This is a genomic window from Halohasta litorea (genome assembly GCF_024494645.1).
In the GTDB taxonomy this organism is placed as follows: domain Archaea; phylum Halobacteriota; class Halobacteria; order Halobacteriales; family Haloferacaceae; genus Halohasta; species Halohasta litorea.
Genome location: NZ_JANHDJ010000001.1, coordinates 176,146 through 200,661, shown reverse-complemented (window position 1 = coordinate 200,661; position 24,516 = coordinate 176,146). Strand labels below are relative to the sequence as shown.

Sequence of the window (24,516 nt, the reverse complement as noted above, 5' to 3'; positions counted from 1 at the left end):
TTTAGGCTGACCGACAGATCACCACGTCGTCGACGAGCAGGAAGGTGTCGTCAGGTTGGTCCTCTGCGTAGCGTTTGCGGAGCGGGCTCCCGGTCCGGAGGTCGGTCGATCCCACGGCTTCGGGCAGACTGACCGCCTGCGGTTCGTCACCGAAGTTGAGCACGACGAGCAGCCGGTCGTCGCCATCGTCGCGGGCAAAGGCGGCGACGCGATCGGCTCCAGCAGCCTCGCCGCCGCCGTTTGCGGCCACGATTTCGCCGGTAGGCTCGTCCGTCGGAGTGTCGGTGTCGGCGGCTGCGGACTCGCGCCGCTCGGCAACGTGGATCGGGAGCCGCTCGACGCCGCCCGCTTTTAAAACGGGATACGCGCGGCGGAGCGTCGACAGCGACCGGTGGAACTCGGTGAGCGCGGCGTCGCCGTCGTACCACTTCATCGGCCCGCGTTGCTCGGTCATCCCGCGTTCCTGGCCGTAGTAGATCATCGGCGCGCCCGGTAACGTGAACGTCGCAGCCGCCGCCGCACGCAGGGCGGCCTCGTCGCACTCTTTTAAATACCGCATTTCGTCGTGGTTCTCGATGTAGCGGAGGTGGACCGCCGACTCGGGGAACCCCTGCCAGACGGCGTCGTCCAATGCTTCAAATAATTTCTCCGCGGGCGCGTTGCCGTGGCCGATATCCCGCAGTGCGCCGTAGAGGGCGGTGTCGTAGTGCATCTGGAACTCCGCCTCGTGGTAGTGGGGGTCCCGGGGAATCGTCTCATCCAGGAGCAAGAAATCGTCGGGGACGGATTCGCGGACTTCCTTCCAGAAACCGTGGGGAACCCCCCACGCCACGTCACAGCGGAAGCCGTCGACCACGTCGGCCCACTCTTCGACCACGTCAAGCATCCACCGGCGTACCGCCAGTGAACCGTAGTTGAGGTTCGGGATGCGCTGCCAGTTGAAATAGAACTCGGGGGCGTCGTCGCCCGCCCAGTCGACGCCAGTGCCGTCCCACGCCTTTGGCACGCGATTATAGTAGTCAGCATAGCGGTCGACGCCGCCAGCGTGGAGCTGGTAGACCGAATGGTCCCGTGAGGTGTGGTTGATGACGAGATCGAAGACGACCCGGATGTCTGCCTCGTGGCAGGTCTCAACGAGCGATTCGAAGGCCTCGCGGCTCCCCAGATCGTCGGCGGTCTCGAAATAGTTCGTGATGTGGTAGCCGTGGTCGGTCGGGCTGGCGAGGACGGGCGTGAGCCACAGACAGTCGACCGCAAGCGACTGGAGGTACTCGACGCGGCGTTCGATCTCGGCGAAGGTGGTCGGCAGCGTCTCACCCGTGAAGGAGCGAACGAATATCTCGTAGACGGTCGGCGACTCGGCCCACTCCGGCGGATCGTTCGGCCGCTCGATGGCGATCGACTCGCCGTTGTGGATCGTGAGCGAATCCGACACCGAGCGGCGCTCGCCGACGGCGACCGCATGGATGCGGAGGGTGTCGGGCACCGACTCGACCGGCACGCGGAGTTCTCGGTCGGTGATTTCGACCACCGAGTCGGGCAGCCAGTCGCGGTCGTCGACCACGAAGTCGACGTCGAGGTCGGTGTCGGCGTGGTCAGTATCGGGAGCGGCGGTGGCGGTCGCCGTAACGACGAGCGTGTCGTCACGGATCTCGCCGTCGAGCCGACACCGGGGGCGGCCCGGACCGGGGACGGTGACGGCGTCGTGGATCTGCTGTGTGAAATCGTCGTTCACACAGAACGCGTACGGATGGGTCCCCGGCGGGAGGTCGAGGTCGGCGACGAAGCGGTCGTCTTTGCGCGTGGGGCGAGTGCGCCCGGCGACCTGTTCGTTGAACGGGCCGACCACGGACATCGAATCGACCTCGGTGATGGAGTCCGAGAGGTCCGAAAAGGGGAGTTCGACCCGTATGGGGTGGCGTTCGTCGGGATACGCCCGGACCGTCTGGGTGTGGGTTTCCTCGGGCGTTTGGAGTTCGAGCCGGTAGTGGCCGGGGGTGTCGGGGGCGAACTCGACGACTGGCCCCGTGTCGACGGCGGCACTGCTGTCGGCGGGCGATTCGAGCAGCGTCCACCGGTAGTCGGCGTCGGGGGCGGGCGATCTTGGGGCGAGGTCGACGCTCTCGCCGACGGCGACGAACCGCGGCGGACCTGGTGCGTCCATACTTCCCACCCGGTGGCCAACCGTCTTGATTGTTGCCGTCGGAATAAACGTGTGAAGGAAAAATACACCAAGAATTAAGAGTGCAGAGAACAGGGAGATAGGTGTGCAACTACGTGACGCACTCGATGATTTTAAAGAATCATCGGGAACTACGACCCGTTTTCCGGGCGAACGGCGGACGATTTCCGGCCGTTTCTCCGGTGACGGCCGTCGACTGATTCATGTCGACGGGGGCAATCTGCGGGACTTCGGCTATCCACTCTCCGGGCTTACTGGCATCGAGCGGTCGCGGTTCGGGCTCCGTGTCGACGGGACACCCTTCTGGTTCGACGAGATGGACTCCGTCCAAGAGTACCACGAGGCGACGACGCTCGTCGAGACGACCCACGGGACACCGTTCGGGCCGGTGACCCAACTCGATCTGACGGTGGGCGATGCCCACCTCACCCGGTTCGACACCGCCGAGGCCGACTTCGGCGGGAGTCACACCGAGCTGATCGCCTACGTCTCGCTCGCGCCGGAGGGCCAGGACAGCCAGGTCGGCCAGCTCCACCACGAGGACGTGATCGAGGTCTACCACCAGCGGGAACACGACTTCGTCAGCTCGACGACCGGGTTTGCGGGCGTTCGGGGGCAGATTCCGGTTGCCTTCGAGGATTTGCTCGACGAGGAGCCGACCGAATACCCGCGTCCGGCCAGCGACCACCGCTACTCGGAAGACCGGCTCAGCGGCGACCTGATCTGTTCGCTGCCGCTCCATGGGGGCTCGACGACGCTCATCACGCTGCTGACCGATCGAACCGAAACCGACCGCGAGGCGGCCCTCGATCGGCTTGCCGAGCTCCGGGCGGAGTTCGATAGCAGCGACGCGTTCAGGGAGGCCGCGACGGCGGCGCTGCCGACCGCGGCCCGCGAGGACCACTCGGAGACACTCCGGGAGTCGGTGGGTGCGGATGTGCGGGTGCTGTCGCTGCTGCGGGGCGAGACCGGCCTGCGGATCGCCGGGCCGAACTTCGATCCCTACTACCGCTATTCGGGCGGCTACGGCTACACCTGGTTCCGCGACGACGCCGAGATCTCGCGGTTCGTCCTCGAATCCGACCACCACTTCGACCTTGGACTGGGCGAGTGGCACGCCGAGAGCGCCCGGGCCTACTGTGACACCCAGCGCGACGACGGCAGTTGGCCCCACCGCGTGTGGCCACACAACGGCGCGCTCGCGCCCGGCTGGGCCAACGCCAAGCTCGAAGCTGGCAGCGACGACGACTACCAAGCCGACCAGACCGGCAGCGTCATCGCCTTTCTGGCGAACTACTACGCCTCCGGCATCCAGGATGCGGCCCTCGAAGCGCAGGTCGTCGAGACCCTCGACGCCGCCCTCGAAAGCCTCGACGGGACCTTGGAGGCCGACGGCCGACCAATGGTCTGTCAGAACGCCTGGGAGGATTCAGTCGGACGGTTTACCCACACGACCGCGACGTTCCTGGAGGCCTACAGCGCGCTGGCGGCGACCGATCTCGATATCGCGGACCACGCCCACGAGCAGGCAAATCGAGTGTACGAGGCGATCAACCACCTCTGGCTCGACGACCGCGGCATCTTCGCACTGCGGGAACACGGCGGCGGCGGGCTCGATCGGCGGGCCGACTCGGCGACGCTCGCGCTCGTCGGCGCGCATCGCGCCTACAACGAGATCGACGAGGTCGACGACTACCGGCTCGACCAACTCGATTCCCATACGCACACGATTATCAAGGCACTGTGGCACGACCCCGAGGAAAGCGAGATTGCAGGCTTGTTCCGCTACGAGGGCGACGGCTGGCGGCAGGCCCACCAGGACCACGAGAAGATCTGGACCGTCTCGACGGGCTGGGGAGCCAACGCCGCCGCCCAGTTGGGCGCGCTCCTGGCGGATCACGACGACGAGCGGGCGGTCGAGGCCGCCGCGCGAGCGCGGGAACTACTTGAACTCGTGTTGCCCGGCGGCGTGCTGTGTGAGGACACCAGTTACCTCCCCGAGCAGTTCTTCGACACCGGCGAGCCCGACAGCGCGACGCCACTCGGCTGGCCCCATGCGCTGCGACTGGCGACGGTCGCACTGATGGACGAACGCGGCGTGCTGTATGCGGCGCACAAGATCGCCGCCGACTGAGGGCGACTGCTATTTTATACCATTTATATGCAGAGAGGGATGATGAGCGTTAGATTCATAGAACGAATTTTGCAGTGTGAGTGTTCAGTCATGGTCGACTCGCCCTCCACAACCGCCCTCCGTGTGTCACTGACTGCGAGCGATGGCAATAGATAGCTTCGAGTCGCCAGCGAACGGACCGGAAAGCGATGACAGTACTCGTTCGGATCGCCGACCCGACCGCAAATGCGGTCGAACGGTCAAAAACGGTTGCCGACAGCGGGATCGACGCGGCCGCAAAACGGGTCGACGGCACACCGACCGACGGTGCAATCGGCTCGTTGGCCACGATCGCTGCGATCCGCTATGCCGTCTTCGTCGTCGAACAGGGCGTCGACGTGGCGATCGAGTGGGACGACTACGAGACAGTCGCCGAACACGTTCTCTTGGTCGACGAGGGGCGGCCGATCGGAACCGCACGGGTTCGGCCCACCGACGACCAAGCCCTCAAATGCGAGCGGATCGCCGTCAGGGCCTCGGCTCGGGGTGCTGGCTGGGGCGAACGACTCATGGACAGCTGTGAGATGATCGCGCGCGAACACAGGATCAATGAATGCGTCCTCCACGCCCAGCAGCGCGTCGCGGAGTTCTACCGTCGACAAGGCTACGTTATTGTAAGCGAGCCGTTCGAGGAGGCTGGCATCCCACACGTCAAGATGCGGTTACAACTAGACGGCGAATAGTAACTCCCGACCAGTCAGACAGGTGATTAGCACAACGATGAGACGCATGAAGACGATTTGAGCGTGTTGACGGCGATAGCCTTCGAACCGAACGTCGGCCCTAGTGCCGTACTGAAGCGGAATCGGTCGTATAGCGAGCCGTCGGCCCGATATCCCGCCTAAATTCGGGCGACCGATCGGCGGGCAGAGAATCCTCAAGCGTACTGTCGACCGTGTTATACCACCACTCACCAACGCGGGTCCGAAGCCGTTAAAGGGATCTCAGGAGTAGACACGCCAACTCGCTGGCAGCGGGCCACCAGTGGGCACCCGGTTCGCCGGGACGAAATGTGGTCGGGATTCCGACTGAATCGCAAGCGCCCGAGGACAAACAATGGCAAAAAGCGCATACTCGCACATCCGAGACGCATGGAAGAACCCCGGCGAGGGCAAGCTCGCCGAACTGCAGTGGCAGCGGAAACAGGAGTGGCGGAACCAGGGCGCAATCGAGCGCGTCGACCGCCCCACCCGCCTCGACAAAGCCCGCTCGCAGGGCTACAAGGCCAAACAGGGCATCGTCGTCGCTCGCGTGTCCGTCCGCAAGGGTAACGCACGCAAACAGCGCCACAAGGCCGGACGACGCTCCAAGCGGCAGGGTGTCAACCGCATCGGTCGCCGGAAATCGATCCAGCGCATCTCCGAGGAGCGAGCCTCCAGGAAGTTCCCCAACCTTCGCGTGCTGAACTCCTACTGGGTCGGGGAAGACGGCTCCCAGAAGTGGCACGAAGTGATCCTCGTCGATCCCGAGCATCCCGCCATCGAGAACGACGACGATCTCAACTGGATCTGTGAATCCCAGCACAAAGGCCGAGCCTTCCGTGGCCTGACCAACGCTGGCGACAACGGTCGCGGCATGCAGAAACGCGGCAAGGGTACCGAACACGCCCGCCCGAGCGTCAACAGCGACCGCAACCGCAGCAAGTAACCCGACGGTCGACTCCCGGTTTTCGTTTTTTGCGTCCACGCAGGTCACAGAGCCAGCCACAGCGACCCTCCTCGCTGGAGTGCGCCGATAGAAAACCCGACCGAGCACACGGGCAGATTCTCAGCAACTGAAAATCGCTGCGGTAATTAATTAACTGAAGTTTAAATATACACCCAGTATGTCATTCATGGACTCCTATGAGGCGGTCCTGTGGGGGATGATGGACAGCCTCGGCATCACCGGCTCGGTACGGCGGAAGATGTTGGCAGCGGTCGCCATCCAGTTCGGTGGCGCTGTCGGGCTGTTCGTCCTCCCGTTCGTCCTCACGGGGACCGTACTGCGGGTCATCCAGGGCGTCATCTTCCTCGGTGCGGTGGTAGCGTTCGTCAATACGCTGTTGATCATCCAGCGGGACCTGATCACGCCACTCGGTGAGATCGAAGCGGCCGCCCGGGAGATCGCCGACGGCCACGTCGACACCGAGCCGGTCGTCGTCGAGCAGAACGACGAGGTCGGTGGCCTCGCCGACTCGTTCGCCGATCTCCAGGCGTATCTCTCGACGGTCTCGGCCCAGGCCGACGCGCTGGCCGACCAGCAGTTCGACGACCCCGCCCTCGACGAGCCGGTACCCGGCCCCTTCGGCCAGTCACTCCAGCGGATGGCCGAGAACCTCGAAACCCACACCCGCGAGATCGAAGCCCGCTCCGCACAGCTCCAGCGGCTGGTCGATGCCTTCGAGTCCTCGACAACGGCCGCCATCGACGGCGATCTCACGGCGACGATCGATCCCGAACTGGTCGAGGACGGCGAGGAGAGTTACAGCGTCGTCATCGACCGGTACAACGAACTGCTCCGGACGCTCCAGGACTCCATCGGCGAGACGACAGAATTCGCCGCCGCCGTCAGAGAGTCCACCGAGGCCGTAGACGAGAGCACGACCGAACTCGATCAGGCGGGCTCGGAGATCGCCGCCGCGACCGACGAGATCGCCGCCGGAGCCGACGAGCAGCGCGAGCAGCTCCAGACCGCAGTCTCGGAGGTCAACACGCTGTCGGCGACCGTCGAAGAGATCGCCGCCTCCGCCGAGGAGGTCAGCGAGACTGCCGCTACCGCCAGCGAGGCCGCCAGCGAGGGCCGGGAGGAGGCGACCGAGACCGCCGCCGAGCTTGCGACGATCGAATCCGAGATCGCCGAGGCCGCCGACTCCGTCGAGGAGCTCGTAGCCCGGATCGACGAAGTCGACGAGATCGTCTCGGTGATCAGCGACATCGCCGAACAGACCAACCTCTTGGCGCTCAATGCCTCGATCGAGGCCGCCCGCGTCAGCGACGGCGGCGAAGGGTTCGCCGTAGTCGCCGAGGAGGTCAAAAGCCTCGCCGACGAGACCCGCCAGTCGGCCGAGGAGATCGCCGACCGGCTCGAAGACATCCAGGACCAGTCGGACCGCACCATCGAAGACGTCGAGGCCGCCAGCCAGCGGGTCAGCGAGAGCACCGACTCCGTCGAACGCTCGCTGGGCCGGTTCGACGAGATCGCCGAGGTCGTCACCGAACTCAGCGACAGCATCTACGAGATCAGCGATGCGACTGACCAGCAGGCGAGCTCCGCCGAGGACGTCGCCGCGATCGTCGACGACGTGGCGGCCATCAGCGACTCGACCGCAGCCGATGCGGCCGACGCCGCCGCCGCGGCCGAAGAACAGACTACCTCGCTGTCGACGGTCGCCGACACCGTCTCGGGGCTCGCCGACGAGGCCAGCGAACTCGAAGCCCAACTCGACGAGTTCGAAATCGACGACGAGGGCCACATCGACACCGAGGCGGTCGATCACGGCGAAGCGACCGACCACACCGAGCCGGACGACTTCGGTGAGTCGGACGAGCCCAGCGAGCAGTCACTCCGCGTCGAACAGTCGGGCGGATCGCTCGACAGTCGATCCAACGGCGCAGACGGGTCGGATGACGAGGAGGCACTCGATGAACCAGTGACGATCACTGTAGAGTAGTCCGATTACCGAGCCCGTCGACCACATTCTTATTCGCGCTGGCGTCAAACGGGAGGTATGAGCCTCTCACTCGATGCGACCCAGTTAGACCGCTACTCGCGGCACATCATCATGGACGAGATCGGTCCCGAGGGGCAGGCCCGACTGCTCGACAGCGAGGTGTTGGTCGTCGGTGCCGGTGGCCTCGGCGCGCCCGTACTCCAGTATCTCGCGGCCGCAGGCGTCGGCACGCTTGGCATCGTCGACGACGACACTGTCGAGCGGTCGAACCTCCAGCGGCAGGTGATCCACAGCGACGGAGATGTTGGGACACCGAAAGTCGACAGTGCCGAGTCGTTTATAAATACACTCAACCCCGACGTGACCGTTGAAACCTACGAAACGCGGCTCACAGCGTCGAACGCCGCGGAGATCATTGACGGCTACGATCTGGTTGTCGACGCCTCCGACAACTTCGCGACACGGTATCTCGTGAACGATGTCTGTCGGCTGGCTGGAATCCCGATCAGCCACGGCGCTATTTATAAATTCGAGGGCCAGGTGACAACACTCGTTCCCGAGGGGCCGTGCTACCGGTGTCTGTTCCCCGAGGCTCCCGAGCCGGGGACTGTCCCGGACTGTGCGACAACCGGCGTCTTGGGTGTCCTGCCGGGAACCGTCGGCTGTCTCCAGGCGACCGAGGCGGTCAAGCTCCTTTTAAATAAAGGCGAGCCGCTCGTGGGGACGATGCTGTGTTACGACGCGATGGAGTTGTCCTTCGAGCGGGTGCCCTACCAGTCGCGCGATGACTGTCCGGTCTGTGGCGACGACCCGATCGAGTCGATAGAGGGCGTCGACTACAGCGAGAGCTGCGGGATCAGCGCGGACTCCGAGATGGCGTCGTCGCAGTAGCACAGGCGAGATGGGATGTTTTCAAGTATTCGCTCGATATGATCACGGTATGGCCAAAATAAGCGTGGAAGTACCGGACGAGCTATTGGAGGATCTCGATAGCCACGTCGGCGAAGACAAGAAGTTCGTCAACCGCAGCGAGGCGGTCCGGGCATCGATCAGAAAAACGCTGGATCAGTTGGACGATATCGACACGCGGCGAGGTCGGCTCGATGACGAGTAACCTGCTCGCGCCGGGCGAATCGACCGACCTGCTGGCGGTGGGCCAGATCACCCTCGTCGGCCTCTTTGTCACCGCGCTGGTGACCGCCCAACTGACGGCGGCAAAACTGCTGGCGCTGCCGCTGCCGGTGGCGCTGCCGACCGTCGGGAGGGAGATCATCCTGCCGGGGGCCGCGCTGGCCTACGCGCTGACCTTCTTCGCGTCGGACTGCTATGCCGAACTCTACGGTCGCCGGGCCGCCCAGGTGATGGTCAACGTCGGCTTCGCGCTGAACGTCGTCGTCCTGGTGTTGGTCTGGTCGACGATCCGTGCGCCCGCCGCCAATCCGGCGTTCGCCGAGACGTTTGCGGCCGCACTCGCCCCGAGTACGAACATCGTCCTCGGGAGCCTGCTGGCGTACGTCGTCAGCCAAAACTGGGACGTGGTCGTCTTCCACTGGATTCGGGACTACACCGCCGGGAAACACCTCTGGCTCCGCAACCTCGCCTCGACGGCAAGCAGCCAGGCCATCGATACGGTGATCTTCGTGACGGTCGCGTTCGTCGCTGCCCCCTCGCTCCTCGGCACCGGCCAGCCTGAGTCGACGGCAGTCGTCGTCGGCCTTATCGTCGGCCAATACCTGCTGAAGCTCCTGATCGCGGTGATCGATACCCCGTTCGTCTATCTGGTTGTTCGGACGCTACGGCCCGGCAGGGTCGGCTCGCCGAGCGGCTACACGGTCGACGACTGATCGCACTGGTTGACGCTGCGTACCGCTGACACGTCCGGCCATCAAAGTACGACCGGGTAGAGAACTAAGGCATGGAAGCCGTCCCACAGCCTCGATACCCGGCCAGCGGAGTCACCCGACACTCGAATACTGATCCGTTGTTCGCGGTGGGGCGTCGACACCTGCGTGGACCGAGAGCCCCCACCGGTGACGATAGGAGCAGGTAGATGGTCATCGAGCCGCTCGGCCATCACGAACTGCTGGTGGTCGTCACCCAGCTCGCGGTGTTGCTGTTCGTCGCCCGAGCTCTGGGTGAGGCGGTCAGTGCAGTCGGCCAGCCGGCGGTCGTCGGCGAACTGTTGGCGGGTGTCGTGCTCGGACCGTCGATACTCGGCGTCGTCGCGCCGACCGTCTACGCCGATCTGTTTGTCGTCTCCGAGAGCCAGTTTCACCTGCTTGAGATCGTCTCCTGGATCGGCCTCATTATGCTGTTGATCGTCACCGGCCTCGAAACTGACGTCGACCTCGTCGTGAGCAAGGGTCGAACGGCCCTCCTGCTGTCGCTGGGCGGGATCACCGTCCCCTTCGCCACGGGGTTCGCGCTGGGCTGGTATCTCCCAGCCGAGTTCGTCGCGACGGCCGACGGGCGGCTCGTTTTTAGCCTCTTTATCGCCACCGCGATGAGCATCTCGGCGATCCCCGTCATCGCCAAGGTGTTGATCGAACTCGACGTGATCCGGCGGGATATCGGCCAACTCATTCTCGCGGCGGGAATGGTCGACGACACCATCGGCTGGATCCTGCTGGCGACGGTCGCCGGACTCGCCCAGCGGGGTGTCGTCGACCTCGGGGCGGCCGCGACGACGGTGCTGTCGGTGATCGTCTTCCTCGGGATCGCGTTTACCGTGGGCCAGCGCGCCGTCCAGGAGCTGGTTCGGTGGGTCGACAACACCGTCGGCGGCGAGACCGCGATGCTCACCCTGCTGATGGTCCTCGCCCTCTCTGCCGGCGCGATCACGCAGTATCTCGGCCTCGAAGCCATTCTCGGCGCGTTCGTCGTCGGCATTCTGGTCGGCCAGGTCAACCGCTTCGATCAGGCGCTTCGCCACACCTTCGAGGTCGTTACCCTCGGGATCTTCGCGCCGATCTTCTTCGCCATCGCCGGACTGCGAATGAACGTTGCCGCCCTGCTCGACCCGACGGTGTTTGCGGTCGGGCTGGTCGTCCTCGGGGTCGCCTGTTTCGGCAAGTTCGTGGGCATCATCGGCGCGGCCCAGCTGGCGGGGCTCTCCCGCTGGGAGGGAATTACCATCGGCGGCGGGATGAACGCCCGCGGCGCGATGGAGATCATCGTCGCCACCATCGGCCTCGGGCTGGGGATCTTGACCATCGAGATGTACAGCATCATCGTCATGGTCGCCATCGTCACCTCGCTGATGGCTCCGGCGGTGATGCGGTGGTCGATCCCGAGAATCGAGATGAGGGAGGACGAACGCCGGCGACTGGCGGGCGAACGCCAGCGGCGACGGAGCTTCGTCGCCCGGCTCCAGCGCGTCCTGCTGCCGACGCGCTGTCGGCCGAACTCGCAGTTCGCCGCCCAGCTGGTGGGCTCGCTGACCCGCGAACAGGATATCGAGGTGACGACGATGTACCTCCAGCGAAACGCCGACGACGGAGGCCACAGTAGCCGCACAGGATCACTGATCGACCGCGTCCGGCACACACTCCGAGGGGTAACAGGAACGGGCGGGTCGACCCGCGATCGGGGGGCGGGTCGAGCGTCGCCACCCGATCACTCGACGAACGAACGGCGGTCCCACTACGAGGACGACCAACGGTCCACCCGCGAAGACGAACGGCGGTGTCACGATCTGATGGAGCGACAGCTCGGTCTCCCGCGATCGCAGCGACGGTCGATCACCCGGCGCGAGCGGACGAGCGCCAAGGAGACCGTGCTTGAGGAGGCAGCAGCGGGCTACGACCTGTTGGCGCTGGGGGCGACCGAACACGACGCGTCGACCGGCGACGCCCTGTTTACGGCGACGACCGACGAGATCATTCGCGATGCGACCTGTACGGTCCTCATTGCGAACACGAACCGGACGTACGGTGCGGACGCGGCCATCGACGAGCTGTCGATCGATCGGATCCTCGTTCCGACCGGCGGCAGCCAGTACACCCGCCACGCCGCGGAGATCGCCTTCGCCATCGGGCGCGATCGGGAGGCGGTCTGTGACGTCACCCACGTCGTCACGCGCCCGCGGGCCGACGACGCCTTCGTCGACCGGCCTGGCGTCGAGTCGGCGGTCGGCCTCGGCGAGCGACTGGTCGACGGCGACGCGAATCTGGGCCGCCGAATCGGCGCGGACACCCGGCGGAACGTCATTGTCAGCGACCGTGACCCCGAGGCCGAACTGGTCGCGCTGACCCGGCGGGAGGAGTACGATCTGGTCGTCCTCGGGGGCAACCTCCGGCCGCTTTCGGGCCGAGCGTTTTTCGGCTACCGCGTCGAGTACGTGTTTCAAAACGCCGACTGCCCGGTCGTCGTGTTGGCGTCGAGCTAAGGACGAACCGTATCGGGGGCCGGGAGCCGACTGACAGCAGAAGACTGAACTGCGTCGTTCGCTTATAAGTGGTAGTAATGAGAACTCCGACCGTTGTTGCTCTCTGTGGAAGCCTTCGGGATACGAGCTACACCCGACTGGCCCTCGAACACGCACTCGATGCCGCCGCGGCGGCCGGTGCGGAGACCGAACTGGTCGACCTTCGGGAGTGGGAGCTTCCGCTGTTCGATCCGGGCCGCCGGGATCGCGGTGACGCCGCGAAACTCAAACAGGAGGTTGGCGAGGCCGATGCGGTGTTGATGGGGACGCCAGTGTATCACGGCATGATCTCCTCGGCGCTCAAAAACGCCTTCGACTACCTCGGAAAGGACGAGTTCGAGGGGACGACCGTCGGACTGCTGGCGACCGCTGGCGGCGGCTCGTACGCGCCCACGCTCGAACACCTGCGCACCGGCATCCGAACGGTCCACGGCTGGAGTCTCCCACACGAGGTCGGGATTCGCGGGGCGTCCAACGCCTTCGAGGACGGCGAGTTCGTCGACCCAGATCTGGCGGCCCGCGTCGAAACACTCGGCCGGATGGCCGCGGAGTATGCGCGGATCGAGACACACTCGCTGTGACCTCCACTCGATCGAGACACACTCGCTGTGACCTCCACTCGATCGAGACACACTCGCTGTGACCTCCACTCGATCGAGACACACTCGCTGTGACCTCCACTCGATCGACACTCATTTCGGGCGGTAATTCAGGACAGCGAGCCACATAGCCAAAGGACACAGGAAGCCATTGCGAGGACGATGTCGACTGAAACACGGGAGGGATACGTCATCGATCTGGGCTGTATCCGAAAGAACCCTCGTGAGGAACTGCTCTCGAAAGCCGAAACGCATACCCGAGACTGCGCGCTGATGGGCCACTGTGTCGAAAGCGGGTACGGAATCGTCACTGACGATGATCGCCTGACAGTGTTGGACGCCGACGCCACGCCGAAAGTACTCAACGTGATTCAGCGGAGCAGTACGGAGGAAGGTATTCGCCTCGAAATAAAGCGCGAAGAACAGGATGGAACGATGGAGACCGTCGCTATCAAAGAGGCCACCTGAACCGTCTCGGCTCCGATGGAAGACTCGTGTTCTCTCCGATATCGAACAGAGCCTCAATGGAGACGGCGAGTCGACGAATGCGAACTGAACGGCGAGAACCAACGCGCAGAAGCCACTTAGGATCAGGCGTCGTACTGGTCAGTAATGGACGATACCGATTCGGCGTCGACCCAAAAGCCGACTCTCTACACGAGCCCTCGGACCGATATCTCGCAGAACCAGGGCAAATTCCGGATTTATTTCAATTTCCCCGGTCGCGCGGTCCCAGGCCACGACGACCACGGCTACGGCCCGCTGTCGACGGTCGTCGAGTCGTTCATGGACCCCGGCACGCTGATCCGGATGCACCAACACCGCAACGAGGAAATCATCTCCTGGGTGCCCGAGGGCGTGATGCGCCACGAGGACCGCCAGGACAACACGCTCGTTACCGACCCCGACCACCTGATGATTATGGGCGCGGGCAGCGGCTTCTGGCACAGTGAAGAAACGCTGGCCGACGATCCGCCGCTCCGGATGCTCCAGATCTTCGTCCGGCCCCACAGCCTCGACCTCGATCCCGAAATCCAACACGAGCCGATCCCCGAACCGACGCCCAACGAGTGGCGGCATCTCTTCGGCCCCGAAGACGGTGACGCGCCGTTCTCCGTCCGCAACGCGGTCGACTTTTATGACTGCTGGCTCGATGAGGGCGAAACCGTCAGGCTCCCCTCCCAGTCGGAGTGGGACACCTACCTGTACGTCTTCGAGGGAGCGGTAACGACCGACAACGAGACGACCATCGGCTACACCGAAAGCGCGCTGGTGACCGGCGACGGCGAGCAGCGGGTGACGGCGACCGAGGACGCGATTCTGGTCGCCTTCTGTATCGATCCCGACGCGCCGATCACTCGCCAAGGGACGATCGGCCGGTAGTCGTCGACGGGATAGTCACGCCGATGACCGGCCGGTCACGCCGACGCGCCAGCATGCTGGGAGGCCGTCGACTGCAACGCTTCGATGAGATCCATATCGTCGACGTGGACGCCGCCGTCGACCGGGTGGGCCAGCTCGCGGCTCTCGATCAGTTCCCATCCCTCGCCGTCGACGTCGTAGCTCAGCGCGTGGGCCGTGGCGTCGATCACCAGCACAAGGCCGATGGCGAACCCCGAGACCTCTTCGAGGTAGACCGGAAAATTGCCGACGATCTTGTCACTGTCGTCGAGGGCATCGACTTCGGACTCCTGGAGCGGGCGATCGGGAAGGAGATCTGTGAGTGCCATGTGCTTATAAAGCGGACAGAACGGTTTGAACGCGGTGGTTCGTGGTCGGCTGATAGCTGCTTAAAAGTGCGCCGTCCGGGAGTCCCGCGAGCGAGCGGAGTGAGCGAGTGGGACGTTGGACGGCGCACGACGAAGGAGTGCGCCGTCCGGGAATTGAACCCGGGCTAGAGCCTTGGGAAGGCTCTGTCCTACCACTGGACCAACGGCGCGCAAATGAACCGACGGGGTCGCCACGAATAAATCTCATCATTCGACCGGCGGGCGGTCGACCGAACGATGCGACCGCGAGCGGTCTCGTTGTGATTCGACGGCTACAGATGGCAGAACCGTTGGACCTATCCCGTTGCTGACCGGAGCCGACAGCAATGGGCTTTGGAAGCTACGATGAATCCGAACAGGAGCAGCCGGGCGACAACGAAGACGACGAGGGCGAAGCCGTCAACGTTCACGAGAAGGATTACGATGGCGAGATGTCCGTCGACTCGGATGCGTCGACGGACGAGCTCATCGACCAGCTCGGAGAGATCAAAGACGACGCCGAATAAACCGCAGCCGACAGTTCTTCACGAGCCGCTCCAGTAGCATCGGTATGCGACTGTTCGTCAGTGTCGACCTCCCCGCGACCCTTGCGGAACCGCTCGAAGCCGTCCAGAACGAACTGAGCGACGCCGATAGCCTCCGTGTTACCGATCCGACACAGGCGCACGTTACACTCAAATTCCTCGGCGACACCGACCCCGAGCGCGTCGAGGAGATCGAAGCAGCCATCGAAACCGCCGTCGGCAAAAGCGGAGTCGACCCTTTCGACTGCATTATCGAGGGACTGGGCGTGTTTCCCTCGCTGGACTACATCAGCGTCGTCTGGGCGGGCGTCCGCGACGGTGGCGGCGCGGCCGCGTTGAGCCACCTGCACGACGCAGTCGAAACCGAGCTTACGGCGCTGGGCTTCGAGGCCGAATCCCACGAGTTCACGCCGCACGTCACGCTGGCACGAATGGACGACGCGCGGGGGAAATCGGTGGTCCAGGAGGTCGTTCGAGAGACCGAGCCGACGGTGGGGACGTTTCGGGTCGACAGCGTCTGCCTGACCGAGAGCATGCTCACCGACGAGGGGCCACAGTACGAGACGGTCCGCGAGATCGACCTATAAATAGTGAAACGAATGGAAGAGGTCGGCTTATAAAAAGGAGGGCGAATGACGGAGAGTGATTCGGGGCTTTCTGGGTACTCGAACTCGCTACGCCAGAGATACCGACCGTGCCAAATCCAACAGATAGCCGGGGAATCATTAAGTAGACGGGATGGGTTCACACAGGCAGATGTCGGACGAGCCCGAGGAGATGTTGTCGTGGGACGAGACCGTGTTCCGTGACGAACACGTCTTCGAGATCGACTACCTCCCCGATGCCTTCCACCACCGCACGAGCCAACTGGAGAGCCTGAAATACGCCCTCCGCCCCGCTGTCCGCGGTTCCCGGCCGCTCAATACGATGATCCAGGGGCCGCCGGGCACGGGCAAAACCACAGCGGTGCAAAAACTGTTCGGCGAACTCGGCGGCGAGACCGACGTGCAAACGGTCCGCGTGAATTGCCAGGTCGACTCCACCCGCTATGCGGTCTTCTCCCGCCTGTTCGAGGGGATCTTCGACTACGAACCACCCTCCTCCGGGATCTCCTTCAAGAAGCTCTTCGGCCAGCTCACCGAGCGACTGGTCGACGACGAGGACGTGCTGGTCGTGGCGCTCGACGACGTGAACTACCTGTTTTACGAAAACGAGGCCAGCGACACCCTCGGCTCGCTGCTGCGGGCCCACGAGACGCATTCGGGCGTCAAGATCGGCGTCATCATCGTCTCGTCGGACCTCTCGTTGGATGTCATCGACGAGATCGACACCCGCGTCCAGAGCGTCTTCCGGCCCGAGGAGATCTACTTCCCGCGATACGCGGTCGACGAGATCCGGTCGATCCTCCGGGAGCGCGCCGACCGCGGCTTCCACGAGGGCGTTCTCGACGACGCCGAACTCGAACGCGTGGCCGAACTCACTGCCGACAGCGGCGACCTCCGGGTCGGCATCGACCTCCTGCGGCGGGCGGGGCTCCACGCCGAAATGCGGGCCTCCAGGACGATCAGCGACGAGGACATCGAGGCGGCCTACGAGAAATCCAAACACGTCCATCTCTCCCGAAGCCTGCGAGGGATTTCCGACTCCGAGCGGGCGCTCCTGGAGGTGGTGATCGACCACGACGGCCAGCAGGCGGGCGAGATCTACGAGGCCTTCGAGGAGGAGACTGACCTGGGATACACGCGCTACACCGAACTCGTCAACAAACTCGACCAGCTCGGCGTGATCGCCGCGCGCTATGCCGATGTCGAGGGCCGGGGGCGCTCGCGGGAACTCTCGTTGGAATATGAACCGGAAGCGATCCGGGACCGGCTCGACTGATCGAAGACGATCCACGACCGGCTCGACCGACCGCATCCGATAGCTGTTTGAAGGGGCCACACACAGCCACACGTATGAAATCGACAGGTGGAAGCAGCGACGCCAAGCGTCGCGCCGGGGAGGCCGCCGCCGAGGGAGTGACCGATGGAATGGTCGTCGGCCTCGGTACCGGCAGCACCGCGGCCCACGCGATCAGAGCACTCGGCGCAGCCGTCGACGACGGCCTCGATATCGTCGGCGTCCCGACGTCGTTCGCCAGCCGCGAGTTGGCTATCGAGCAGGGAATTCCCCTCGCGGATCTCGACGAAGTAGACGGGCTCGACATCGCCATCGATGGGGCCGACCAGATCGTCCTCGAATCCGGGAACTGCATCAAGGGCGGCGGGGCGGCCCACGCCCGCGAGAAGCTCGTCGCGGCTGCGGCCGAGGAGTTCCACGTCGTCGTCGACCCCACCAAAGTCGCCGAGCAGCTGGACCACACCGTCGCCGTCGAGGTGCTTCCGGCGGCCCGCACCGGCGTCGAAGCGGCTGTCGAGAAACTGGGCGGTGAGCCGAGCCTGCGGCGGGCGGCCAACAAGGACGGACCCGTAGTCACCGACAACGGGAACCTCGTGGTCGACGCCGACTTCGGCGGGGTCGACGACCCCGCGGAGTTGGCCGCATCGCTCTCGGCGGTTCCGGGCGTCGTCGAACACGGGCTGTTCGTCAGCTATGCGTCGGCAGTCTACGTCGGCAGTGAGGACGGCGTTAGCGAAACGACGTACTGATCGGCGGTCACAATCGACCGACAAACCACTGACTACCGGCGTAGCGTCGAAAAAACGGGGATCGGATCGACCTTACAGGTCGCGGGGCTGGACCGTCTTCCGGTCGTTGTCCTCGGCGCGGCGGGCTGCGTCTTCGAGGAGCTCCTCGACTTCCGCATCGAGTGCGTCGTAGAAATCCGAAGCAACGTTTTTGTCGTTCAGCGCTTCCTTAACGGCCGCTTTGACGATAAGATCTGCCATGCACCCTTTCGTACCGAGTCCTACTTAATAAGGGTTGTTATGTTATTCGTGGGCAAACCGGCTGGACGGCGGTTTCGACCCCTGTATGAGCCAAATTATGAATGTCGATTCCCACCGGTTTCGCCACCATTATATACGTTCGCCGAGCGACAGCTACGAACCGGTTCAACACATCGACCCAGCTATGAGAGAGACGCTTGAGGCGGTTGCGGACGGCGAGCTATCGGTGGCGGCCGCCGAGGCGCGGCTGTCGGGCTACGCAACGACCCCTTCGGGCCGGTTCGACGCCGCCCGCGAGCACCGACGCGGCATCCCCGAAGGAATCCTTGCGGAGGGCAAAACCCCCGAAGAGGTCCGCGATCTCGCCGAAGCCGCCGTCGAGACGACCGGCCGCGCCCTCGTGACCAGGGCCGACGAGACCCACCGCGAAACCGTCGAGTCGACGTTTACACCGACCGCGGCGACCGTGAGCGTCGACGACCGCGCCGGAACGATCACCGTCACCAGCGAGGCGTTCGAGGAGCCCTCGCTGGCGGCCGCGGTCTGTATTATCACGGGTGGTACCTCGGACTACCCGGTGGCCGGTGAGGCCGGCGCCGTCGTCGAAGCGGTCGGGGCCGACTGTACGGTGATCCAGGACATCGGCGTCGCCAACATCGACCGGCTGTTCGACCAGCTCGCCGAGATCCGGGCGGCGGATGTCGTTATCGCGGTCGCGGGCCGCGAGGCCGCACTGCCCACAGTAGTCGCCGGGCAGGTCGACGGCCCCGTCATCGGCGTTCCCGTCTCCACCGGCTACGGACACGGCGGCGATGGCGAGGCTGCCCTCGGGGGCTTGTTACAGTCCTGTACGGCGCTGTCGGTGGTCAACGTCGATGCGGGGTTCACCGCCGGGGTGCAGGCGGCGCTGATCGCCCGAGCGGTCGACGAGGCAGCCGAGTCGAGAAAATAATCCGGCAAGTAACTGGTTAGTGTCGTGTATGTAACTCGAAGAAGAGTATTTGCCTGCGCTCCGTCTACGAAGCCTACCGGCCCGCAGTGGAGCCGGGGACAAATGTCACAGTGCGACCATTGTGGGTCCCACGTATCGGACCGCTTCGCGCGGGTGTTCGCCGACGAGTTCGGGCGGCTGTTTGCCTGTCCGTCCTGTTCGGCCAACGCCGGCATCGCCGAAGCCGCCCGAGACCGGACCCGTAGCTGAAAGGGGGATCGTGAACCGTCCGCTGAACACCGTGGCCATTGGGGGGCCGACAGCCGTCGGTCAGTGGCCGATTTTTCCGCGACGACTGGGGATTTAGCCGTGCCAGCGAGAGCATACGACCGTGAGCGACCACTACGTCTACATCCTCCAGTGTGCCGACGACACCCTTTATACGGGCTACACCACCGACCCCGAGCGCCGCCTCCGCGAGCACAACGCGGGCGAAGGGGCCAAATATACCCGCGGGCGGACACCGGTCGACCTGGTGTATCTCGAATCGTACGCTACCCGATCGAGTGCAATGAGCCGCGAGTACGAAATCAAAGAGCTCCGCCGAGAGGAGAAAACTCGACTAATCGGGGAACAGTCGGCCGAAGAGTGGGATTGAGCCGGTTGTTGCACCTTATACATTTTTACCAGATGCGACAGCAGGTAACGGTATGGATAAAATTGCCTTTGGCACTGATGGGTGGCGCGCCACCCTGGATGTGTTCACTGACGAACGCGTTCGCATCGTCGGCGAAGCGGTCGCTACCTATCTCGAAGACGAAGGATACACCGACCCCGTCATCGTGGGCTACGACGCCCGGGAGACCTCGCCCGGCTTCGCCGAGAGCCTCGCCGAGATCCTCGCGGGCCACGGCTTCGATGTCCTGCTTCCCACGCGGGACTGCCCGACCCCCGTCATCGCGTATGCGATCGTCGACCGGGGCCTGTCGTGTGCGCTGATGGTCACGGCCTCGCACAACCCACCGGAGTACAACGGCGTCAAATTCATCCCCGAGGACGGCGCGCCCGCACTGCCCGAACGAACGGAAAAGATCGTCGAGAACCTCGCCGAGCCCGACCTCCTCCCGGAGGACGAGTGGGGCGACATCGAGGAGGTCGATCCGATTCCGAACCACGCCGACCACGCCCACGAGCTGGTCGACGCGGATCTCTCGGATCTCACGATCGTCTACGACGCCCTCTACGGCAGCGGCCAGGGCGTTACTGACGCGCTCCTGGAGTCCGCAGGCGCGGAAGTCATCCGGCGGCGCTGTGAGAAGGACCCGACGTTCGGCGGCGGCGAGCCCGAACCGAGCCCAAGCAATCTCCAGCCACTCGCAGACGCTGTCGAAGAACACGACGCCGACCTCGGGATCGCCAACGACGGCGACGCCGACCGAATCGCCATCTGCACGCCTGACCGCGGCTATCTCGACGAGAACCTCTTTTTCGCTGCTGTCTACGACTACCTGCTCGAATCCGACTCGGGGCCCGCAGTGCGGTCGGTCTCGACCACCTTCCTGATCGACCGGATCGCCGAGGCAAACGGCGAAGAAGTCGTCGAGGTGCCGGTCGGCTTCAAGTGGGTCGGCAAGGCGATGGGCGAGACCGACGCGCTGATCGGCGGCGAGGAGTCCGGCGGCTTCTCGATCCGGGGCCACATCCGCGAGAAGGACGGCGTGCTGATGGCGCTGCTGGCTGGCGCGGTCACGGCGGCCGAACCGCTCGACGACCGGGTCGACAAGCTCCTCAAGGAGCACGGCGAGATCCACGCCAGCAAACGCAGCGTGGCTTGTCCCGACGACCAGAAGGAGCGCGTACTGTCGGATCTCGAAGCACACATCCCCGAATCAGTGGCTGGCTCGGCGGTCGCCAACACCGTCACCCTCGACGGCTTCAAACTCCTCTTAGAGGACGGGTCGTGGCTCCTCATCCGCCCGAGCGGGACCGAACCCAAGCTCCGGGTGTACGGCGAGGCCGGAAGCGAGGATCGACTCGAAACCCTGCTCGACGAGGGCGTCGACCTCGTCGAACCGCTGGTCTAAGCTCGCTACAACCGTTTACGCCGTTTCTTCGACGAGGTCTGCGGGAATACTGACCCGGACGCGGGTGCCCGTCTCGTCGGTGTCGAACTCGACGGAGCCGCCGAAACTGTCGGTGCCCCACTTGACGAGCCACAGCCCCAGCCCGCTGCCGTGTTCGAGATCGGTCTCCTGGGCGTTGTCGAGGACGGCGATCTCGTTGTCGTGGATGCCCGGTCCCTCGTCGGCAACGATCAAAGTCGTGCTCTCGTCGTCGTAGCTGACGGTGACCATGGAGTCGGTGTGTCGGACCGCGTTTTCGATCAGTTCCTCGATGATCGAGCCGATGACCATCGGGTTGATGCGGACCGCCGTCGACTTCGGTACCGACCCCGAGACCGGCACGTCATCGTACTCCTCGGCGACCGAATCGAGCGCGTCGGTGATCAACGCTGGCAGCGGGGTGGCCGACTCGGCCAGTGGGTCGGCATCCAGGACGTGTTCGGTGTTTTGGGCCTTCTTTCCGATCGTGACCAGATCGTCGAGGAGGGTCTCGATCTTCCGCTGATAGGGCTTGGTCCCACCACCACCGCCGTCGGCCATCACATCGACGTACCCTTTCGCCACGTTGAGGTCGTTGCGGAGGTTGTGCCGGAGGACGCGGTTGAGGACCTGAATCCGCTGTTGGCGGCGGCGTTCGGCGGTGATATCGGTGAACACGATCGTGCGGCCGATCGGGGTGCCGCTGTCGTCGGTCGCGGTGGTCATCACGGCCTCGACGACCGTCTCGCTGTTCGGCATTCGGACGGTGATCGGCTCTCCGTCCCGGAACTCGCTGCTGTCGACCGTCGCGGGCAACAGGTCGTCGAGCGACGCACCGACGGTATCGAACGCGGAGACCGAAAACAGCTCGCGTGCCGCGGGGTTGAGATCCGAGACGTTACCCTCGTTGTTGATGACGACGATGGCCGAATCCGAGGCCTCGAAGGCGGTCTGTCGGCCGACCGACCGCGAGGCCGGGAGCTGGTCGAACAGGTCGTACTCGGTGACCGCGAGCCACAGCCCCGCGAAGCCGACCGAGAGGCTCGCAATACGGAGGATACTGATCGACTGAAAGCCGGTGACGAGACCGAACCGATAGAGGTTCCGGACGAGCCACGGGAAGACGATCGGCACCGACAGGCCGACAACCGCCTGCTGGCGGAACGGCCGGTGGTTGGCCGCGGTTTCGTACAGCAGTCCGATGCCGACGCCGACGGCGACACCGGTGCCGAGGACCTCGACGGCGGAGGCAAACCGGTGGAAACTGGTCCGGAAGTCGGGGTCGATACTGATGAATTCGAACGTTGCCGCCGCGCCAACGAAGCCGTTCAACGTCGCGACGAGGAACGTGAGGCCGCCGAGGGCCGCGACGGCGACCTTTTCGCGCCGCCCGATGCGCCGCGTGTATCGAAGCGCGAACCAGAGCCACGCGAAGATCCCGGCGACCGTGAACAGCCCCGACAGCGGTGTCGTACTGATCAACACCAACTGTGTCGTCTCAGGCAACGACAGCGAGTGGAGCTGGCCTTGGGCCGTAATCCCGTTGCTGGCCAGCACGTAGACGACGAGCGACGCCGACAGGTAGTTCGCCCCCCAGAGGATCGAAAACGCCGCGAGGCTCTTGACGCCGATCCCGCGGTACCGTTTGAGGAGGAACCCGCCGAACAGCCCGTAGCCGAGACTCACCGCACCGGTGAGAAACGCTAGCTGAATGGACGCGGAGACGGTCACTGATTACAGACATTCAACGATAAATTAAATAACTTCCTTCCGAGTACTTGACGCCGTTATCGGACCGCAGAACGGGGTCCACCGGTTCGGAATGCCAGTCGGCGGGCAGCGGATCACGAGACGAACCGCCGTAGCTCCTGGAGACAGTCCACCGAACCGGATGCCTTTTTATCGGGGCCTTCCGTACAACGAGTTATATGTTCAAGGCCATCGTGAGCGCCGACACGCTCACAGACGCGCTCGATTCGGTGAGCGTGCTGGTAGACGAGTGTAAGATCCGGCTCAACGAGGAGGAGCTGTCGATTCGTGCCGTCGACCCCGCCAACGTCGGGATGGTCGACCTCTCCTTAGACGCCGCTGCCTTCGAGTCCTACGAGGCCGACGGCGGCGTCATCGGCGTCAACCTCGGGCGGCTCGAAGACATCGCCGGGATGGCAAACAGCGGCGACCTCATCCAGCTGGAACTCAACGAGGAGACCCGCAAGCTCCACATCCAGATCGACGGGCTGTCCTACACCCTGGCGCTGATCGACCCCGATTCGATCCGCCAGGAGCCCGATATTCCTGATCTCGATCTCCCCGCAGAGGTCGTCCTGGAGGGCAGCCAGCTCAACCGCGGCATTACGGCCGCCGACATGGTGTCGGACCACATCTCGCTGCGCGTCGACGAAAGCGAGGAGGCCTTCTATATCGAGGCCGAGGGCGACACCGACGACGTCGACCTCAAACTCACAAGTGAGGATCTGATCGACCTCACTGCCGGACCGGCCAACTCGCTGTTCTCGCTGGACTACCTGAAGGATATGAACAAGGCGATCCCCAAGGCGACCGAAGTCACCGTCGACCTCGGCGAGGAGTTCCCCGTCAAACTCCACTACGAGTTCGCCGAAGGGCTGGGCCACGTCACCTACATGCTCGCCCCTCGCATCCAGAGCGACTAACACCACGTCACCAGCGACCCCCAGTTTTACGCAGCCAGCCGACCACACCAGCGACCACCTATGTAAATCGACAGTCGACCGGTTCGACCGATCAGCCCGCCGGAAATCACGCCTTTAGGTGTGGCAGTGGTAGCCGTCGGGTATGGAATCGACACTCACCCCGGACGACGAGTCGAAACCGGTTATCAACGCCGACGGCGAGCGTGTCGGCCGCGTGATCGCCATCGAGGACGGCACCGCCGCCGTCGACCCCGATCCAGGACTCACCGAGACGTTCCTCTCGCTGCTCGGCTGGGCGGAAGTCGACGAAGAAAGCGGCACCTACACCCTGCAGTCCGAGGCAATCGAAACGATCACTGACGAGGAAATCCGGCTCACGGAGTTCTAAAATGGCTGGAATCGCTGTCGAGAGCGTTGTGGCCCTCCCGCTTCAGAGCGGGTTCCTCCGGTATGCGATCGTGTTTTTCCTGTTGGCGATCGTCGCGGGACTGGTCGGCTTCCGGAACGTGGCGGGGATCTCGATGCGGATCGCCAAGATATTCGTGCTGATCTTCCTCGCGTTGGCCGTGATCAGTCTCTTCCTGTAGGGTCGAGCGCC

The 24,516-nt window shown here is 64.3% G+C and carries 26 protein-coding genes and 1 tRNA gene; 22 read left to right on the top strand and 5 right to left on the bottom strand.

Going from position 1 to position 24,516, the window contains the following annotated elements; all coding sequences use genetic code 11:
* Position 1: 1 nt before the first annotated feature.
* Complete coding sequence (locus NO877_RS01075) at positions 2-2,164, bottom strand: alpha-amylase family glycosyl hydrolase (protein WP_256394443.1); 2,163 nt, start codon at positions 2,162-2,164, stop codon at positions 2-4.
* Between the two features lie 103 nt (positions 2,165-2,267).
* On the opposite strand from NO877_RS01075, the gene NO877_RS01070 reads away from it, so the two are divergent.
* From NO877_RS01070 to NO877_RS01020, 11 genes are all read left to right on the top strand, one after another.
* Positions 2,268-4,316, top strand: coding sequence for a DUF7997 domain-containing protein (locus NO877_RS01070; protein ID WP_256394442.1), 2,049 nt, complete (start codon positions 2,268-2,270; stop codon positions 4,314-4,316).
* 188 nt (positions 4,317-4,504) lie between these two features.
* Positions 4,505-5,038: a GNAT family N-acetyltransferase gene (locus NO877_RS01065; protein WP_256394441.1), complete on the top strand. Its 534-nt coding sequence runs from the start codon at positions 4,505-4,507 to the stop codon at positions 5,036-5,038.
* Between the two features lie 373 nt (positions 5,039-5,411).
* Positions 5,412-6,002 (top strand): 50S ribosomal protein L15e, encoded by a 591-nt coding sequence (locus NO877_RS01060; protein WP_256394440.1) that lies wholly within the window; start codon positions 5,412-5,414, stop codon positions 6,000-6,002.
* Between the two features lie 178 nt (positions 6,003-6,180).
* The gene (locus NO877_RS01055) at positions 6,181-8,007 is read left to right on the top strand and encodes a methyl-accepting chemotaxis protein (protein WP_256394439.1); all 1,827 of its coding nucleotides are present in this window, start codon (positions 6,181-6,183) and stop codon (positions 8,005-8,007) included.
* Positions 8,008-8,064: 57 nt separating this feature from the next.
* Positions 8,065-8,898 (top strand): SAMP-activating enzyme E1, encoded by an 834-nt coding sequence (ubaA, locus tag NO877_RS01050; RefSeq protein ID WP_256394438.1) that lies wholly within the window; start codon positions 8,065-8,067, stop codon positions 8,896-8,898.
* A gap of 49 nt (positions 8,899-8,947) precedes the next feature.
* Complete coding sequence (locus tag NO877_RS01045) at positions 8,948-9,121, top strand: ribbon-helix-helix domain-containing protein (RefSeq protein ID WP_256394437.1); 174 nt, start codon at positions 8,948-8,950, stop codon at positions 9,119-9,121.
* Positions 9,111-9,851 carry a queuosine precursor transporter gene (locus NO877_RS01040; RefSeq protein WP_256394436.1) on the top strand — a complete coding sequence of 247 codons (741 nt, stop codon included), beginning with the start codon at positions 9,111-9,113 and terminating at the stop codon, positions 9,849-9,851. Before NO877_RS01045 ends, NO877_RS01040 begins: the two co-directional genes overlap by 11 nt.
* Before the next feature lie 206 nt (positions 9,852-10,057).
* Positions 10,058-12,394: a cation:proton antiporter domain-containing protein gene (locus tag NO877_RS01035; RefSeq protein WP_256394435.1), complete on the top strand. Its 2,337-nt coding sequence runs from the start codon at positions 10,058-10,060 to the stop codon at positions 12,392-12,394.
* 77 nt (positions 12,395-12,471) lie between these two features.
* A complete protein-coding gene (locus tag NO877_RS01030; protein ID WP_256394434.1) occupies positions 12,472-13,014 on the top strand; it encodes an NADPH-dependent FMN reductase in 543 nt (180 codons plus the stop codon).
* Between the two features lie 180 nt (positions 13,015-13,194).
* Positions 13,195-13,500: a hypothetical protein gene (locus NO877_RS01025; protein ID WP_256394433.1), complete on the top strand. Its 306-nt coding sequence runs from the start codon at positions 13,195-13,197 to the stop codon at positions 13,498-13,500.
* A gap of 144 nt (positions 13,501-13,644) precedes the next feature.
* Positions 13,645-14,415 carry a pirin family protein gene (locus tag NO877_RS01020; RefSeq protein WP_256394432.1) on the top strand — a complete coding sequence of 257 codons (771 nt, stop codon included), beginning with the start codon at positions 13,645-13,647 and terminating at the stop codon, positions 14,413-14,415.
* A 35-nt stretch (positions 14,416-14,450) separates the two neighbouring features.
* Here the strand turns inward: NO877_RS01020 and NO877_RS01015 are convergent, their stop codons facing one another.
* Together NO877_RS01015 and NO877_RS01010 are read right to left on the bottom strand one after the other, a co-directional pair.
* Complete coding sequence (locus NO877_RS01015; RefSeq protein ID WP_256394431.1) at positions 14,451-14,762, bottom strand: DUF7964 domain-containing protein; 312 nt, start codon at positions 14,760-14,762, stop codon at positions 14,451-14,453.
* Between the two features lie 138 nt (positions 14,763-14,900).
* Positions 14,901-14,971, bottom strand: a tRNA-Gly gene (locus tag NO877_RS01010).
* Positions 14,972-15,127: 156 nt separating this feature from the next.
* Between NO877_RS01010 and NO877_RS01005 the strand changes: the two genes are divergently transcribed.
* From NO877_RS01005 to rpiA, 4 genes are all read left to right on the top strand, one after another.
* Positions 15,128-15,307: a DUF5786 family protein gene (locus tag NO877_RS01005; RefSeq protein ID WP_256394430.1), complete on the top strand. Its 180-nt coding sequence runs from the start codon at positions 15,128-15,130 to the stop codon at positions 15,305-15,307.
* Positions 15,308-15,351: 44 nt separating this feature from the next.
* Complete coding sequence (gene thpR / locus NO877_RS01000) at positions 15,352-15,912, top strand: RNA 2',3'-cyclic phosphodiesterase (protein WP_256394429.1); 561 nt, start codon at positions 15,352-15,354, stop codon at positions 15,910-15,912.
* A 169-nt stretch (positions 15,913-16,081) separates the two neighbouring features.
* Positions 16,082-17,206 carry an ORC1-type DNA replication protein gene (locus NO877_RS00995; protein ID WP_256394428.1) on the top strand — a complete coding sequence of 375 codons (1,125 nt, stop codon included), beginning with the start codon at positions 16,082-16,084 and terminating at the stop codon, positions 17,204-17,206.
* 74 nt (positions 17,207-17,280) lie between these two features.
* On the top strand, positions 17,281-17,973 hold the full coding sequence (rpiA, locus tag NO877_RS00990; RefSeq protein ID WP_256394427.1) for a ribose-5-phosphate isomerase RpiA: 693 nt from the start codon (positions 17,281-17,283) through the stop codon (positions 17,971-17,973).
* Between the two features lie 72 nt (positions 17,974-18,045).
* Here rpiA and NO877_RS00985 read toward each other — a convergent pair whose 3' ends face one another.
* Complete coding sequence (locus NO877_RS00985; RefSeq protein ID WP_253737876.1) at positions 18,046-18,213, bottom strand: DUF1931 family protein; 168 nt, start codon at positions 18,211-18,213, stop codon at positions 18,046-18,048.
* Between the two features lie 184 nt (positions 18,214-18,397).
* On the opposite strand from NO877_RS00985, the gene larB reads away from it, so the two are divergent.
* The 4 genes from larB (at position 18,398) to NO877_RS00965 (ending at position 21,228) form a co-directional block, all read left to right on the top strand.
* The gene (larB, locus tag NO877_RS00980) at positions 18,398-19,165 is read left to right on the top strand and encodes a nickel pincer cofactor biosynthesis protein LarB (RefSeq protein WP_256394426.1); all 768 of its coding nucleotides are present in this window, start codon (positions 18,398-18,400) and stop codon (positions 19,163-19,165) included.
* A 102-nt stretch (positions 19,166-19,267) separates the two neighbouring features.
* Positions 19,268-19,414, top strand: coding sequence for a DUF7563 family protein (locus tag NO877_RS00975; RefSeq protein WP_256394425.1), 147 nt, complete (start codon positions 19,268-19,270; stop codon positions 19,412-19,414).
* 121 nt (positions 19,415-19,535) lie between these two features.
* Positions 19,536-19,802 carry a GIY-YIG nuclease family protein gene (locus NO877_RS00970; RefSeq protein WP_256394424.1) on the top strand — a complete coding sequence of 89 codons (267 nt, stop codon included), beginning with the start codon at positions 19,536-19,538 and terminating at the stop codon, positions 19,800-19,802.
* A 52-nt stretch (positions 19,803-19,854) separates the two neighbouring features.
* Positions 19,855-21,228 (top strand): phosphoglucomutase/phosphomannomutase family protein, encoded by a 1,374-nt coding sequence (locus NO877_RS00965; protein ID WP_256394423.1) that lies wholly within the window; start codon positions 19,855-19,857, stop codon positions 21,226-21,228.
* A gap of 15 nt (positions 21,229-21,243) precedes the next feature.
* On the opposite strand, the gene NO877_RS00960 is transcribed toward NO877_RS00965, so the two are convergent.
* On the bottom strand, positions 21,244-22,977 hold the full coding sequence (locus NO877_RS00960; protein WP_256394422.1) for an ATP-binding protein: 1,734 nt from the start codon (positions 22,975-22,977) through the stop codon (positions 21,244-21,246).
* A gap of 197 nt (positions 22,978-23,174) precedes the next feature.
* Between NO877_RS00960 and NO877_RS00955 the strand changes: the two genes are divergently transcribed.
* The 3 genes from NO877_RS00955 (at position 23,175) to NO877_RS00945 (ending at position 24,505) form a co-directional block, all read left to right on the top strand.
* Positions 23,175-23,918 (top strand): DNA polymerase sliding clamp, encoded by a 744-nt coding sequence (locus NO877_RS00955; RefSeq protein ID WP_256394421.1) that lies wholly within the window; start codon positions 23,175-23,177, stop codon positions 23,916-23,918.
* A 142-nt stretch (positions 23,919-24,060) separates the two neighbouring features.
* A complete protein-coding gene (locus tag NO877_RS00950; RefSeq protein WP_256394420.1) occupies positions 24,061-24,306 on the top strand; it encodes a PRC-barrel domain containing protein in 246 nt (81 codons plus the stop codon).
* A gap of 1 nt (position 24,307) precedes the next feature.
* A complete protein-coding gene (locus NO877_RS00945) occupies positions 24,308-24,505 on the top strand; it encodes a DUF1328 domain-containing protein (protein WP_256394419.1) in 198 nt (65 codons plus the stop codon).
* The last annotated feature ends 11 nt before the right edge of the window (positions 24,506-24,516 follow it).